Origin of the sequence: uncultured Rothia sp. (genome assembly GCF_963507905.1) — a bacterium.
Classification (GTDB): domain Bacteria; phylum Actinomycetota; class Actinomycetes; order Actinomycetales; family Micrococcaceae; genus Rothia.
Window position 1 is genome coordinate 20,718 of record NZ_CAUOUU010000007.1, and the last position, 15,059, is coordinate 35,776.

Below are 15,059 nucleotides of genomic sequence, written 5' to 3' on the forward strand. Positions count from 1 at the left end.
TAAACGCAGAACTATGAACGGGCTCGGCAGGTAAAGCACCGCATAGAAACCTCGCAGACACAGCGAACCCGCCGTCCCCAGCTTCCCTACTCCTCACAGGAGCGGGTGCCGGGTGCGGCGGGTTCTTCTGTCGGTTAGCTCAGCTTGACGCTGCGCCTACTGAATGTTTGCTTCTTACGGGTTATGAACCCGAGAGAATTAGAAACCGAGGGAAGCTGCGGATGCGCGGATTGCCTCAGCAGATGCCTTCAGCTGTGCCAGCTCAGCCTCGTTCATGGGGACCTCGAGCACGCGCTGGATGCCCTCACGGTTCACGATGGTGGGCAGGGACAGTGCAACGTCCTTGAAGCCGTACAGCTCGCCTGCAATGGTGGTGGAGACGGGCAGCACTGCGTTCTGGCCGCCGAGGAATGCCTCAGCGATACGTGCACCGGAGATACCGATTGCGTAGTTGGTGGAACCCTTGCCCTCGATAACCTTGTATGCTGCGCGCATAGCTTCGTTTGCCAGCTCTGCACGGACCTCGTCGGTGAAGACGAGCTTGCCGTCCTGCTCCCACTCGGTCAGGGGAACCATACCGATGTTTGCTGCAGACCAGACGGGGAACTCGGAGTCGCCGTGCTCGCCAACAACGTTTGCGTGAACGCTCTTGATGGAGACGCCAGCCTTGTTAGCAATCAACCAACGCAGGCGGGAGGAGTCCAGAACGGTACCGGAGGACAGCACGCGGTTTGCGGGCAGGCCGGTAATCTTCTGAGCCACAACGGTGAGAACGTCACAGGGGTTGGTGACGAGCATGATGATTGCGTTGGGTGCTACGGACAGAATGTTCGGCAGCAGCTTCTCGAGGATTGCGACGTTTGCGCCTGCCAGTTCGAGGCGGGGCTGGCCGGGCTTCTGGCGAGCACCTGCGGTGATGATGACCATGTCGCAGTCGCGCAGCAGCTCGATGTCGTCGCCACCGGTTACGGTTGCTTCGTGTGCGAACATTGCGCCGTGTGCGATGTCCAGTGCTTCAGCGTGTGCGCGCTTGCCGTCGATGTCGTACAGGACGATTTCGTCTGCGGAGCCGCGGACCATAGCTGCGTATGCGGTTGCGCTACCGACGCCGCCTGCACCGATGACGCCGAGCTTGGTGGGGTTGTTGACACCGTTCATTGCTGTATGCCCTCTTTTCGTGAGAGTTATCCGTGTGGTGCGAGAGGATTCTCGCGTGGTTTATCGGGAAGCGGGTGTGTGCCTCGGGGTTGAATTTCCTTGGGTGGGCGTCCTTCCCCGGTGAGCTTGCTTCGTTATGTTCTATTATGCCGCAGATTTTGCGTTTTGTGTTGGGTTATTTTGCTTTTTTCGATGGGTGCTGGTGACTTTATGGGCCATGAGGGGTGTTTTTCACTCACAAAACCAAATAATGACGTTCTGACCTTTTGAGCAAGCTCACATGCCGCTAAAGTAGCCCTCCACATCCACTGCGCCGCCGGAAGCCTCAAAATCAGCACGAACCGCATCCGCCAGCTCGTCATCAACCAGGAAGTCCAAAGCCACAGACGCCAAACCGAACGCCGCATCCAGGGCAGCATCCACCGCTGCCTGGGTGTCAGCACAGTGCGCGAACTCCACCGTGTGCATGCCGGTACCCTCGGGCGCAATCTGAATCAGCGGGTGAATACCGGGCACGCGCAGGCTCACATTACCGAAATCAGTAGAAGCCGCCAGGGTGTCACTGACCGTTCCGGGCGGGTACGGGTGGCGACCCACCGAACGCTGAGCCGAAACCCAACGCTTCAACAGCGGACGGTTCGTGCGCACCGGCATGGTCATCGGCGAAGAATCCCACGTCACCTCCGCACTCACGCCAGCCATAAGCGCAGCACCGCGCAGCACCTCCTCAACCCGTCGCGACAGAGCACGCAGAGTCGGCGCGTGCTTAGAACGGATATTAATGTGCAGGCTCGCGGAGGCAGGAATCAGGTTCGGGGCGTCCCCGCCGTGGTCAATAATCGCGTGAATACGGTCAGAACCGGGAATCTGCTGACGCAACAAACCCAAACCCTGGTACGCCAGGTTTGCCGCATCCAGTGCGTTACGACCCATAAACGGGTGCGAGGAAGCATGCGCGCTCACGCCCGTATAGGTCACGCGACATTCACGGCGACCCAACCACGCCTGATCAGCCACATCAATAAAGTAGGGGTGCACCATGATGGCGGCATCCACCTGCTCGAACGCGCCGGCGCGCGCCATCAGCTCCTTACCGGCATCGGACTCTTCGGCGGGCGTGCCGTAGTAGAGGACCCTGCCACTGAACGCCTCGGGGCTGGTAGCGAGCGCATCCGCCAGGGCAAGGAAAGCGCCCAGCCCGGATACCGCAATGACGTTGTGGCCGCAGCCGTGACCGATGCCCGGCAGCGCGTCGTATTCGGAGAGAATCGCGATGGTGCGGTGCTTGGCGGGGTCGTAGTCGGCGCTGGTGAGCTCCACCTTGAACGCGGTATCCAGACCGAAGGCGGGGTACTCGATCCTGAGGTTCGGGTAGGCTTCGCGGACCGCATCAACGAGCGTGCGGGAGGCAAAATACTCCTCGTAGGCAGTCTCAGGATGCGCATGAATCGCCTTGAGAATTGCGGTCAGGGAGTCCGCGCGGGTGGCTACGGATTCGGCGAGGTCGCGGCGAATATGCGCCAGCCCGCTGTCTTCGTCGAGGTGGTGACCCTTTCCGTGTCCCTTTCCGTGACCGTGGCGCTCGCCATGGCTACGTTCCTGCTCAGGCTGCCCATGGTCGGCGTGCTTCTGCTCGGGATGTGCGTGCTTGTGCTTGCGGCGGTGCTCAGCGGCACGCTTACGCTGCTCGGTTTCAAGGGCAAGGATCTCGGAGTACTCGCTACCGCGCACGCAATCAGCATCGGGCGCGTCGTAGTGGCGGGTTGTTGCGGCGGGTCGGTTCGGTGCCGTTCGACCGGAGCTATCAGAAGTGGGCTGGGTGTGGGCGGCGGTGCCCTGTGCGTTCGCGTCAGTCATGCTTCTACGCTACCGTCTGCGCTCGCCGGGCGCTAGATGTTCGGGCATGATGGAGTCGAAAACACCCAAAAAGAAATTTGTGTCACATAAAAGAAAATTTGTATATATCCTAGGAATCTTTGATTCATAGGAGTAGCGTTAAGCACATGGGAGCGGCAATCCAGCCGCACCCGTCACCATCCGGCGCTAGCGATGCGAATGCCGGCAGGACAGTTCACAACCGGTCCAAACCATGTCGTTTGGGCCTCTGCCATTACCGTGACAGACCCATGGATGCGAACCGTACCGGCAAGCACACACCGCAGTGAGCGCCACAACCACGCTAAGGAGCTCCATCCCATGAAGGCAGCACGCTTCTACGACCGTAACGACATCCGCATTGAAGACATCCCCGCACCCGAAGCCGCTGCGGGCGAGGTTCTGGTCAAGGTCGCATGGTGCGGCATTTGCGGTACCGACCTGCACGAATACCTGGACGGCCCCATCTTCTGCCCCCAGCACGGTCACCCCCACCCCATTTCTGGTGAGGACTCCCCCGTCACCCTCGGTCACGAATTCTCCGGTGTTGTTGAGGCACTGGGCGAAGGCGTAGACGACCTGCAGGTTGGCGACCACGTTGTTGTCGAGCCCTACATCATTCGCGATGACGTCTACACCGGCCCCGACTCCAAGGACTACCACCTGTCCAAGGACATGAACTTCATCGGCCTTGCCGGTCGCGGTGGTGGCCTGTCCGAGAAGGTCGCTGTCAAGCGCCGCTGGGTTCACAAGATCCCCAACACCATTCCCCTGGACGAAGCTGCACTGATTGAGCCGCTGAGCGTTGGCTACCACGCTGTTGAGCGTGCAGGCGAGTTCGAAGAGGGCGCATTCGCACTGGTCACCGGTGCTGGCCCCATCGGTCTGCTGACCTCCGCAGTTCTGAAGGCTAAGGGCGCTAAGGTCATCATCTCTGAGCTGTCCCCGCTGCGCCGCCAGAAGGCTCTGGACTCCGGCGTTGCTGACTACGCTTTCTCCCCCGCAGAGGTTGACGTTCTGGCTGAGATTCACAAGCTGACCGACGGCCGTGGCGCTGACATCGCGTTCGAGTGCACCTCCGTTCAGCCCGCACTGGACCTGATTCTGGATGCTCTCAAGCCCACCGGTAAGGTCGTCATCGTCTCCATTTGGGGCAAGCCCGCTTCCCTGGATGTTCAGAAGGTTGTGCTCAAGGAGCTCGATATCCGCGGCACCATCGCATACGTGAACTCCCACCCGGAGACCATCAAGCTCGTTGAGTCCGGCAAGATTGACCTCAAGCCCTTCATCACCGGCAAGATCGCTGTGGAAGACCTGATCGACAAGGGCTTCGACACCCTGATCCACCACAACGAGACCGCTGTGAAGATTCTGGTCACCACCGACCCGGAGCGTCTGGCTGAGTAATTCAGCGTCAGCTGATGCAGCTGTTCTTCTAGCTTCCTTAGCGTAGCTAGTGTGGGGTGAGGTTCCCTTCAAGGAACCTCACCCCACTACTTTTTTGCTGTTTCTCTATTGTCTTAAGATCTTCTTTTCTGTTCACCAAACTGACGGATATTAATGCTCATCGGGTCACCAGCCCAACTCGTAAGTTCTGGGCATAATTCAGGATAAATATTATGGATAACTGATTCCAATGTTGCTGCCAACGCAATCCAATCACCAACAAGACATGCATAAGAGGACGCTTGACTTGGTTTATCAATATTACCTAGCAAGGCCTCATCGTCGTCAGCATGCGCCACTTCAGAATATAAGTACCTAGTACCGATGACTGCGTTTGTTACTCCAAGAGGTAATATATCTTCGCCGGTCTCAATATTCGCCGCCATAATGTGGAACCTTTCAAATGGAACATTTTGAAAAAACCATTGAAGCTGGTCTATATTTTCACGAAGTTTTTTATCTTCAGTACCCCTTCGGAGCGATTCCAACACACGTTCCCAATAGATATTCTCCTGCTTCAGAGTAAAAGGCCTAAACTTTATCATGGCGGCGTCCATTGCATCAAAATCAGGCAAATTTAAATCTTCAGTAAGGATTATATCGAATTTTTTAGAACCTTCATCTGGCACTATAGAAAAAGTGAGCCTCATACCCATTTTAATACAACGTGGATCCTGAGCAAGAGTAGACGAAAGTACACTTCGGCAACGTTTAGCGGCCAGCTCAATCCGCCTCTTATCTCCATCTGCACCTCTAGAAATAGGGGTGGGCCTGAAATTGTTTACATTACTACTCATGTTTACCTCTTCCAGCTCTTTAAATTACTGAAATTATTTACCAGCAATAAGTTTAGGATATATTCTCTGTCTCATTTGTTATCCATACCATCTTGATTGTATCTTTCTATAATATCTTCAAGTTGCCCAAGAACTGAGTCAGGCAGAATCTCATATACCTCACCAATCAATCTCCGATTTACAATAAACTGATTAACCAGTGTATTCAAAGAGTTTGCAAGAGCTTGAGGTAGACCCTGAATATTTTCACCAAGGAAAAAGGTAACAGATTCAGCCTCTTCTTCCTTTGAGTGGAGTACCTTATTACCAATAGTTCTAATGATAGTAAGTGCTTTAAAAACATCTTGACTAACAGAACGGCTTAGGAATTTAATTCTCCCATCCAGATTTGCGTTATTAGGGAGGTCATCTTTAGTTAGTTCATAAACCAACTTCTCTGCCGCGGCACGCATTAGTGCAGCAGATGCTCTTTTAGATATTGGAAATACAGCCGATGCTTCCCGATAGAGCTCTGCCACCTTTTCAGGCATTTCTTTGCTCGGCTCAGGAAACCCTGGATCTGCAGGCACTGGATAGACAAGCACGGTACCTTTCCAGAAACTCGATTTTTTACAGCTGTAGCAGATTGAGACATGCCAATTCATGTCTTCTGCCTGAACTGCAGATTCCCCAGCCTGAGTTTCCGCATTTCCATCTGAAGGAGCAGGATATTCTATTGTCAACAGTTCGTATGGAGGAAATTGATTGTATCCAGAGAACATTTCCTCTTCATACAGATAAAGGTCTCGAAATTTGTGCCCTGTATGCGCTTTGCAATGTGGGCACATGAAAGAATCTTTCTTGTACGCCGGGAGATGGTCTTTCATTATTATTTCCTCACGCTCATACTGTACGGAATATAGATGCGAGACCAAACCTTTTAAGGGTCGCATTAGATACTTCTATCCTGTATCCACCGCTCACAATATGATTGGCTCACCGACATCCTAGTAGAGCACCATACCACTACTTCAAGAAGAAGCAACTAACATGCCTATGCAATCAATAAATTAGCAACTGAGGGCATAAATTCCGCTTTCATGGATTCCGGCATACAAAAATCCCCGGTTCCGAAGAACCGGGGATTATCTGTGCGCGAGGGGGGACTTGAACCCCCACCCTCTAATACGAGGACTAGCACCTCAAGCTAGCGCGTCTGCCTATTCCGCCACCCGCGCAGGTGACTTTCGAACGTTTTCCTTTCGGTGCCGTTCGAAGCAACACGTAATACTATACGGGCTTTCTGAGCACTCCGCAAATCGAAAGAGTATGTTCTGTATCACATATTGAGTGACGTTTATTTCAAACCGTGCCACAACCCCTCACACCTCAACTAATATGACCGGCACGCCCACTCAACTGCCATATTTCCGGTCATACCGACTAGAATAAAGAGCATGAATAATGAGAACCTCTCCCGCGAAGAAGCCGCAGAACGTTCGGCTCTCATCAGTGTCGACACCTACGACGTGCATGTCGACCTGACTAACGCCAAGGACCCCGAATTCGAGTCCTACCCCACCGTCACCACCGTCCGATTCTCCTGCAATACCCCCGGTGCAGAAACCTTCATCGACTACATCCACCACAGCGTCGACTCCGTTAAGCTCAACGGCACCGAACTGACCCTGGCTGATGTCGTCGACGGCGCACGCATCACCCTGCCCAACCTGCAGGCAGAAAACGTGCTCACCATTCACGGTCGCTCCTACTACTCCCGCTCCGGCGAAGGTATGCACCGCTACTTCGACCCCTCCGACGGTCGCGTCTACCTGTACACCCAGTACGAGCCCTCCGACTGCCGCCGAGTCTTCCCGAACTTCGAGCAGCCCGACCTGAAGGCAGTCTTCAACTTCCGCATCACCGCGCCCAAGGACTGGGTCGTCAGCTCCAACGGCGTACTCGAAAGCCAGGTCGTAGACCCCACCGACGACTCCATCACCAAGCGAGTCTTCTCCCCCACCGCAAAGATCTCCACCTACATCACCGCAATCGTTGCCGGCGAATACTTCACTGCAACCACCACCTACAAGCCCAAGAGCAAGGTCAACAGCGGTGACATCCCCCTGGTCGTATACTGCCGCCAGTCCCTCAAGCCGCACTTCGACTACGACCACATCTTCAAGGTCACCGAAAACGGCCTGGACTTCTTCCAGGACCTCTTCGACTACCCCTACCCGTACCCCAAGTACGAGCAGGCATTCGTGCCCGAATACAACATCGGCGCAATGGAGAACCCCGGCCTGGTCACCTTCACCGAAGACTACATCTTTGTCTCCGGCGCAACCGAGGACGACCTCGAAGGCCGCACCAACACCATCTGCCACGAAATGGCACACATGTGGTTCGGCGACCTCGTCACCATGAAGTGGTGGGACGACCTGTGGCTCAAGGAATCCTTCGCAGACTTCATGGGCACCCTCGGCGCTAAGGAAGCCAACAACTTTAACGACGCATGGGTCACCTTCGCGAACAACCGCAAGGCATGGGCATACATGCAGGACCAGCTGCCCACCACCCACCCCATCGTCGCTGACATCCCCCACCTGGAAGCAGCATCGCAGAACTTCGACGGCATCACCTACGCAAAGGGCGCATCTGTGCTCAAGCAGCTGGTTGCCTACGTCGGCTTCGACACCTTCATCGAAGCAGCACGCGTGTACTTCAAGCGCTTCGAGTGGGGCAACACCTCCCTGAACGACTTCCTGCAGGTACTCAACGAGGTGTCCGGCCGCGACATGCAGGCATGGGCTAACGCATGGCTGCAGACCTCCGGCGTGTCCGCACTGGGCACCAAGCGCGTCTACGGCGAAGACGGTCAGCTCACCGACCTGATCCTCACCCAGGAACTGCCCGCACAGCAGCCCGCAGGTCTGGGCCGCCCCCACGTGGCAAAGCTGGAAACCTTCGCGCTGACCGACGGCAAGCTCGTCTCCACCGGCCTGCTCTCTCTCGAGTACCCGGCAGAGCCCGTCTCCGAGCACCGCGTAGAGCTCACCGACGACCAGAAGAAGCTCGTGGGCGAAGCAGACCTGCTCATGCTCAACGCAGAAGACCACACCTACGCCAAGGTCGCCCTGACCGACGAAGACGGCCTGCAGGCAGCTATCGAAGGTGTCTCCACCCTCGAGTCCGCACTCTCCCGCGGCCTCATCTGGGGCTCCCTCTGGGAGAACGTGCGCGATGCACGCCTGCCCGTCACCACCTACGTCGACGCAGTGGTCCGCAACGTCTCCAAGGAGCCGAGCGCATCCCTGCTGGGCACCATGGTCAACAACGCACAGGTCGCTATCGCAACCTTCTCCGCACCCACCGGCCGCGAGCGCCTCTACGACGCTCTCTACGACGCATTCGCAGCCGCACTGGCACAGGCTAAGCCCGGCTCCGATGAGCAGCTGATTCTGCTGCGCGGCCTGATTTCGGTCTCCACCAACGCGACCAAGGGTGAAGAGCTCTGCCGCGATATTGCCCGCGGTGCGTTCGAAGACACCACCGGCGATATTGCTGACGCAACCGGCATTCCTTACGACCAGAACCTGGGTTGGAGTGCACTGGGTGCGCTCGCAAGCCGTAACCTGGTGACTGTTGAGGATCTGGACCGTGCGGCTAAGTACAGCCCCTCCTCGATTTCTTCGAATGGTTACGCGTACGCGATTGCTGCTCTGCCCTCTGCTGAGCGTAAGGCTGCGGCGTACAAGACCATCATGGAAGACGAGTCGCTGTCGAACGACGCTCTGGCTTCGACCATTAACGGTTTTGCTCGCGGTCCGGTTGAGCTGCGTGAGTCCTACTACGACTCCTACTTCGAGGCTCTGCTGCCCCTTTGGGCGTCTCGTTCGATTGGTATGGCGACCCGCATTGTGCGTGGCCTGTACCCGAAGGCTCCGTACAACACCGGCTCCACCGAGGGTCTGGGCGTTGAGGGCAACCCCTCCGTGGCGCTGGCTCAGCGTTGGCTGGAGGCGAACCCCGAGGCTCCGTCGGCTCTGCGTCGTCTGGTTCTGGAGGCTCAGGACCACGGTCGTCGTTCGATTGTGGCTCAGAAGTTCAACGCTTCCCTGCAGGACTAAGCTGCATGGTTTGAGTAGCTGAGGCGGGGTGTGGACCGGTGCCTAGACTAGGTTCCGTTCTCCCCCGCCAGGTTCTCAATCCGCTGTGAGAGACTGCCGTTCGGCACGCTCCCGGTAACGCACCGGGAGGTGCCGGGCGGTGGTCTTTTTCTGACTCATCTATAGAATTCACAGCGGCGGTGTGCCGTCTAAATATTTCCCTCATGCGGTGGTTCACGTACTGACGTGGGCACTCATTACCGGGGCAGTTTCACTGGGACACAAAACTATATGCACCCGGTGCTAAAAGACAGATAAATGTCACCCCTTTTTTGTGAGCTGTCCGCTCTGAAAGCATGAGAGAATAGACTAGGTATCCGCTCGCTTAGACATATCAGAAGGAGTTTTCAGTGGTCGATTACGCACTCGGTGACCGCGGTAGCGTTGACATTGTCACCGATGATTACTACGAAGCAGAAACCCTCCAAATTTTCGAGGAACTGCACATCGACCGTGAACGTATCTGGTACGGTGAAGCGCGTCTCGTGCCCGAACCGGATAACCCCTACGAGCCCAATAGCATTGCCGTCTACATTGACGAATTCAAGGTGGGCCGCATGAGCGCGGCAGACTCCGCCGCGTACTGGGATTCCATTACCCGCGTGGTCGCCTCCGGCTACGAACCCATCGCGCACCTGCAGCTCTCCGCTGTTGCCGTACGCGCTGAAGGCGGCGGCATGCACGTGAAGAGCACCGGCGTGCTCTCCCTGTCCGCACCCGGGTCCCTCTTCCCCCTCAACGACGCACCGACCCGCGCGACCCTGCTGCCCCAGGGCCCCTCTATGAAGGTGCTGGACGAGAAGGAACACTCCGAATACCTGCACAGCATCCTGCCGCCCAGCGGTGAGGGTCGCGTCATTCTGACCTTGGAAGCGAACCAGCTGAAGACCTCCGACGGCCGCGTTGTTGACAGCGTGGAGGTGCGCCACGACCGCAAGCTCGTCGGTCGCCTGAGCACCCAGATGTCTGAGCAGCTCGCACCCGTGATTCGCTACGCGTTCGAGAACGACCGCCTCACCAGCGCATGGGGCACTATTCGCGGTAACACCCTTGAGCTGTCGCTGACCGTTCAGGCGGCACGCCCCGCAGATATTCCGCAGGAATGGTACGAGACTCTGCCCAACAACGTTCCGGCTCTACTGCCCGTTGGTGAAGACTACGATGTGCCCCCGGCATTCGTGCCCACCGAAGGTGAACGCCACTACCTGGAGTCCTCCGCACAGCAGGCGCCGAAGAAGCGTCGCGGTTTCATGAGCTCTCTGACCGGTGGTTCCTCCGCACCCGAGCCGACCCGCAGCGAACCCGCCGCAGAGAAGCCTGCCATCGAGTACAGCATTGAGGAAGAGGAATACTACGAGCCCTCCGAACGTGAGCGTCTTCTGAATCTGGTTAAGGGTGCAGGCCTCGCAGTTCTGGTCGCCGGCCTGATTTCGATGCTGTGGACCCCGATGCTCGGCATGCTCATCGCGATTCTGGGTGGCGCTGTCGCGGCTGTAGCGTTCTACTTTGGTCGCCAGCCCCACTACGACGACTACGAGGAATACGACGAGTACGAGGAAGAATACGAAGAGACTGACGAGGCTGAAGAAGCAGACTCGAAGGCATAAATTCCTCTGCTACAGGGCGTAAAGATACAACGCAACGATACAAAAGGGGCGGCTACCCCACCACCGCGGTGAGGTAGCCGCCCCTTTCGTGCGCCTCGTGTGCCCTCCAGTCTGAGCCTCTTTATCCTGCGCCCCTCCCTCTATCCTGAGCGCCGTGAGCTACGCGTGGAGAGCCGATTAAAACCAGCGGGGGTAAAAGCCTCATCAGCTTTCACCCCCGCAAGGAGTCAGACCTTAGTCCTGACCGTAAGTCGCCATGAACTGATCCATCGTGTCATTCTGCAGAGCATGTGCCAGCTGCGCATTTGCAGCCTGGTCTACAAAAATGATTGACTGACCATCGTAAGACCAGCCCGGACCCGCGTTCGGCAGGGTGGTCATACGCATCGTGGTGTCACCACTAGTCAGCACCGGAGCCGCAATCTGAGCAATCTGCGCTGCGTTTAGACCCTGGTCCACGCGCATATAGTCAGTCAGAGACTCGATAGAAGACTGGAAAGATGCCACGTTGCTCAACGCGCCCTTCGCCTTCATCGTGTTGTACAGACCGCGCAGGAACGCACGCTGGTTACGGACACGCTGGTAGTCGCCATCAGCGAAAGAGTAACGTTCACGAACAAAGCTCAGAGCGCCACTACCGTTGAGGTGCATCAGACCCGGAGTAAAAGTCCAGACATTACTGGTGAATGCGAAGGGAACCTGAACGTCCACGCCGCCAATAGCGTTCACGAGAGACTTGAAGCCTTCAAACTCAATCTCAGCCACGTGGTCGATCTTGACGCCCACCAAGTTCTCGATGGTAGCAACCTGCAGGGAAACACCGCCATAGTTCAGTGCTGCGTTCACCTTAGCCGTACCATATCCGGGAATATCAACCCAGGTATCTCGCATAATCGAGATGATGTACACGCCCTTGCCGTCAGCCGGGATGTGCATGAGCATAATGGTGTCTGCACGGGAACCGCTCACCAGAGCTGCATCAGCGCCGGTACGAGTATCGCTACCGAGCAGCAGGATATTCTTGCCGGGGCCCTTGATAACGCCGTAATTATAGCCGTTATCCAGGATACCGTCGCCGTCCTTATCGTGCTCGCTGGCGTTCGCTGCAAGAGCCGCGGCAGCATCGGAGCCGTTAGCGTTAGTGCCGTTCTTGCCAGTATCCGAGTTAGTCACGGTCGGAGCCTTCAGCTCCGTCACATTGAGCTTCTTAGCCTCGCCAAGCTGCTCCTTAATTTTACTGAGGTCTTCATCCACCTTAGTGATGGAGTCGAACTTCTCGGTCTTGCTATCCCAGGTGTGGCCAGCACGCCAGATGAAGAAACCAATACCGAGGGTAATAACCAGCAGAAGAATCAGCAGAATCAGCAGAATACGCTTGACCCATTTCTTCTTCTGCGACGGTTCAGAGTGAGCGTCGCCCATTAAGTTGTCCTTTGTTTGAGGTGGTGATACGCGAGGTGCGCGGCGCATCCAGCGAAGTCTCTAGAGTGCAGAGAGCCGGAAAATAACCCGCCGATATAGGGCGGTGCTGGAGGGCACAGAAAATGCACAGCTCGCAAAATACTTTCCCATTGTAACGCCGTCAGCGAGTCTACGCACCAGTGAACGAAAGGTTTTACATTACAACTTTCCTCACGTTCGCGCGAGCTATTCTGCGATGATTTGCAGAACGCACAATGCCCCGCCTCCCTGAAAACCAAGGAGAACGGGGCATTGATTTCGCTAAAAAGCAAAACCTGGAAAGAAGATTTACTTCTTGCCGAAGTTGCCGAAGCGTGCGTTGAAGCGCTCGACGCGACCTGCGGAGTCCATGATGCGCTGCTTACCGGTGTAGAACGGGTGCGACTCGGACGAGATTTCAACCTCGACGATCGGGTACTCGTTGCCGTCTTCCCACTTCTCGGTCTTGTCCGAGGTCATGGTGGAACGGGTCAGGAAGACCTTGCCGGATGCGAGGTCGCGGAACAGAACCAGGTTGTAGTCCGGGTGGATTTCTGCCTTCATTGATTACCTTCTTCTGCTACTGGATTTTGCCAGTAGCCCTTATATAGATGGAGTAGGTTTTTCGATGTGCAGCTATCGAGAAAATCTCAGAGCGCATCACCATTGTGCACGCATAGGGCGCGCACAACCCATTAAGGGTACCACCTTCACGGATTAAATCCCAGTACGTTCCCTCACAGGCACCAACCTAGCTGCCGCAAGGGTACCCGAAGGAGGCGCTCACGCGGACTAAGAATCAGATGAGAACTCAGGTTATGAACGCGGGCGAGTCTCCCAGAACGCCACGGCGCTCGCCGCCGCAACGTTCAAAGAATCCACGCCGTGCGACATCGGAATCATGACCGTATCGTCACACGCTGCCAGGGTGCGCGGCGACAGTCCGTGCCCCTCCGTGCCCAGAATCAGTGCAAGCTTCTCATCCCGGCGAGCAGACAGCTCCTCCAGGGTCAGCGAGTCCTCCTCCAGCGCGAGCGCTGCGCTCTTAAAGCCCAGCTCGTGCAGGGTCTGCAGGTCGGCAGGCCACGACTCCAGACGAGCCCACGGCACCTGAAAAACGGTACCCATCGACACACGAATCGAGCGGCGGTACAGCGGATCAGCGCACCGCGGAGTCACCAGCACAGCATCCACGTTCAACGCGGCAGCCGAACGGAAAATCGCGCCCACATTCGTGTGGTCCACAATATCTTCCAAAATCGCCACGCGAGACGCACCCTGCAACAACTGCTCTAGAGGCTGCGGCGCAGGACGAGCCATCGCTGCCAACGCGCCACGGTGCAGGTGAAAACCGGTTACCTGCTCCAGCTGCTCCTCACTACCCACATACGCGGGAGTGTCAGGATGAGCGCGCAACACATCCGCCAAATCATCAGCCCACTTCTCGCTCATCAGGAAAGAAACGGGCTGATGGCCGGCAGCGAGCGCGCGACGAATCACCTTCGAGGACTCCGCAATGTAGATACCCCACTGCGGTTCCATGGCGCTACGGAGCTTCACATCGGTCAGCTGCGTGTAGTAGCGCAGAGCCTGCTCGGGTGCCTGCGCCAGAGCCGTGACCGACTCGATGGCGTAGACACGCTCGGCACGCTCAGCGATCTGTTCGGCGCTCAGCTGCTTCGGGGCACGACTCATGCGCGCTTGAACGCGGAGTAACGACCCGCGGGGGTCACGGTCAGAGCCAGGTCCATGTCGTAGGTTGCTGCGAGGTTCGCCTCGGTAATGGTGGACAGGATCGGGCCTGCAGCGACCACGCCGCCGTCACGGACCAGCAGGGCGTGGGTGAAGCCAGCCGGGATTTCCTCGAGGTGGTGGGTGATGAGCACGGTAGCCGGTGCGTAGGGGTCAGCGGCAAGCGCGGTCAGACGCTCGACCAGGTCCTCACGACCGGAAATGTCCATGCCTGCGCCGGGCTCGTCCAGCAGCAGCAGTTCGGGGTCGGTCATCAGTGCGCGAGCAATCAGCGCACGCTTGCGCTCGCCGTCGGAGAGGGAGCCGAAGGTGCGGTCAGCGAGGGTGTCGACGCCCCACTCAGCCAGCAGTTCGGTGGCACGCTCGTCGTCCATGACGTCGTATTCTTCCTTCCAACGACCGGACACAGCGTACGCTGCGGTCACGACAACGTCGGAAACCTTCTCGTTGGCGGGAATCTGGGTTGCCGAAGCACCGGAGGACAGACCAATGCGCGGGCGCAGGTCGAACACGTCAACAGCGCCGAGGGTCTCGTCAAGGATTTCAACCTCGCCGCTGGTCGGGTGCAGGCGAGCTGCCGCAATCGAAAGCAGAGTGGACTTACCGGCGCCGTTGGGGCCCAGAACAACCCAGCGTTCACCTTCGTTCACAGTCCAGGAAACGTCGTTGAGAATCTTGCGGCCGCCGCGAATCACGGAGACATTCTGAAGGTTGAGTACGGTGCTCATGGTTCTTCTTCCAGTGAGTTAGATGGATGGGATGCGCCCCCCTACCTCGCAACCTAGCCTGGTTGCCGGTGCAGTGAGCGCATAGTGCGCGGGTACCCCACATTGGGT

Annotated in this window: 11 protein-coding genes and 1 tRNA gene; 3 read left to right on the forward strand and 9 right to left on the reverse strand. The window is 57.2% G+C overall.

Annotated features, from left to right (window positions below; translation table 11 throughout):
- Positions 1-198: 198 nt before the first annotated feature.
- Both RQ593_RS05735 and RQ593_RS05740 read right to left on the reverse strand, forming a co-directional pair.
- A complete protein-coding gene (locus tag RQ593_RS05735) occupies positions 199-1,158 on the reverse strand; it encodes an L-lactate dehydrogenase (RefSeq protein WP_049327177.1) in 960 nt (319 codons plus the stop codon).
- A gap of 276 nt (positions 1,159-1,434) precedes the next feature.
- Complete coding sequence (locus tag RQ593_RS05740) at positions 1,435-3,015, reverse strand: amidohydrolase (protein ID WP_311450062.1); 1,581 nt, start codon at positions 3,013-3,015, stop codon at positions 1,435-1,437.
- Positions 3,016-3,354: 339 nt separating this feature from the next.
- Between RQ593_RS05740 and RQ593_RS05745 the strand changes: the two genes are divergently transcribed.
- On the forward strand, positions 3,355-4,440 hold the full coding sequence (locus RQ593_RS05745) for a 2,3-butanediol dehydrogenase (protein WP_311450063.1): 1,086 nt from the start codon (positions 3,355-3,357) through the stop codon (positions 4,438-4,440).
- A gap of 113 nt (positions 4,441-4,553) precedes the next feature.
- On the opposite strand, the gene RQ593_RS05750 is transcribed toward RQ593_RS05745, so the two are convergent.
- The 3 genes from RQ593_RS05750 to RQ593_RS05760 all read right to left on the reverse strand — a co-directional run bounded on the left by RQ593_RS05750 (position 4,554) and on the right by RQ593_RS05760 (position 6,493).
- Positions 4,554-5,276 carry a hypothetical protein gene (locus tag RQ593_RS05750; protein ID WP_141762606.1) on the reverse strand — a complete coding sequence of 241 codons (723 nt, stop codon included), beginning with the start codon at positions 5,274-5,276 and terminating at the stop codon, positions 4,554-4,556.
- Between the two features lie 71 nt (positions 5,277-5,347).
- Entirely contained in the window at positions 5,348-6,037 is a 690-nt protein-coding gene (locus tag RQ593_RS05755; protein ID WP_168162424.1) for a DUF4145 domain-containing protein, read from the reverse strand.
- A gap of 370 nt (positions 6,038-6,407) precedes the next feature.
- A tRNA-Leu gene (locus tag RQ593_RS05760) sits at positions 6,408-6,493 on the reverse strand.
- 219 nt (positions 6,494-6,712) lie between these two features.
- On the opposite strand from RQ593_RS05760, the gene pepN reads away from it, so the two are divergent.
- Together pepN and RQ593_RS05770 are read left to right on the forward strand one after the other, a co-directional pair.
- Complete coding sequence (gene pepN / locus RQ593_RS05765) at positions 6,713-9,385, forward strand: aminopeptidase N (protein WP_311450064.1); 2,673 nt, start codon at positions 6,713-6,715, stop codon at positions 9,383-9,385.
- Positions 9,386-9,774: 389 nt separating this feature from the next.
- On the forward strand, positions 9,775-11,031 hold the full coding sequence (locus RQ593_RS05770) for a hypothetical protein (RefSeq protein WP_311450065.1): 1,257 nt from the start codon (positions 9,775-9,777) through the stop codon (positions 11,029-11,031).
- Positions 11,032-11,265: 234 nt separating this feature from the next.
- Here RQ593_RS05770 and RQ593_RS05775 read toward each other — a convergent pair whose 3' ends face one another.
- From RQ593_RS05775 to RQ593_RS05790, 4 genes are all read right to left on the reverse strand, one after another.
- Positions 11,266-12,453: an LCP family protein gene (locus RQ593_RS05775; RefSeq protein ID WP_070604277.1), complete on the reverse strand. Its 1,188-nt coding sequence runs from the start codon at positions 12,451-12,453 to the stop codon at positions 11,266-11,268.
- 327 nt (positions 12,454-12,780) lie between these two features.
- Entirely contained in the window at positions 12,781-13,035 is a 255-nt protein-coding gene (locus tag RQ593_RS05780; protein WP_005506069.1) for a type B 50S ribosomal protein L31, read from the reverse strand.
- A 252-nt stretch (positions 13,036-13,287) separates the two neighbouring features.
- On the reverse strand, positions 13,288-14,166 hold the full coding sequence (locus RQ593_RS05785; protein ID WP_070666627.1) for an RNA methyltransferase: 879 nt from the start codon (positions 14,164-14,166) through the stop codon (positions 13,288-13,290).
- On the reverse strand, positions 14,163-14,951 hold the full coding sequence (locus tag RQ593_RS05790) for an ABC transporter ATP-binding protein (protein WP_070666630.1): 789 nt from the start codon (positions 14,949-14,951) through the stop codon (positions 14,163-14,165). Before RQ593_RS05790 ends, RQ593_RS05785 begins: the two co-directional genes overlap by 4 nt.
- Positions 14,952-15,059: the final 108 nt, after the last annotated feature.

Excerpts from the sequence above, each read along its gene's own strand:
- RQ593_RS05735 (WP_049327177.1), bottom strand. The coding sequence starts at position 1,158 with ATGAACGGTGTCAACAACCCCACCAAGCTCGGCGTCATCGGTGCAGGC.
- RQ593_RS05745 (WP_311450063.1), top strand. The coding sequence starts at position 3,355 with ATGAAGGCAGCACGCTTCTACGACCGTAACGACATCCGCATTGAAGAC.
- RQ593_RS05780 (WP_005506069.1), bottom strand. The coding sequence starts at position 13,035 with ATGAAGGCAGAAATCCACCCGGACTACAACCTGGTTCTGTTCCGCGAC.
- RQ593_RS05750 (WP_141762606.1), bottom strand. The coding sequence starts at position 5,276 with ATGAGTAGTAATGTAAACAATTTCAGGCCCACCCCTATTTCTAGAGGT.
- RQ593_RS05775 (WP_070604277.1), bottom strand. The coding sequence starts at position 12,453 with ATGGGCGACGCTCACTCTGAACCGTCGCAGAAGAAGAAATGGGTCAAG.
- RQ593_RS05785 (WP_070666627.1), bottom strand. The coding sequence starts at position 14,166 with ATGAGTCGTGCCCCGAAGCAGCTGAGCGCCGAACAGATCGCTGAGCGT.
- RQ593_RS05740 (WP_311450062.1), bottom strand. The coding sequence starts at position 3,015 with ATGACTGACGCGAACGCACAGGGCACCGCCGCCCACACCCAGCCCACT.
- RQ593_RS05755 (WP_168162424.1), bottom strand. The coding sequence starts at position 6,037 with ATGTTCTCTGGATACAATCAATTTCCTCCATACGAACTGTTGACAATA.
- RQ593_RS05790 (WP_070666630.1), bottom strand. The coding sequence starts at position 14,951 with ATGAGCACCGTACTCAACCTTCAGAATGTCTCCGTGATTCGCGGCGGC.
- pepN (WP_311450064.1), top strand. The coding sequence starts at position 6,713 with ATGAATAATGAGAACCTCTCCCGCGAAGAAGCCGCAGAACGTTCGGCT.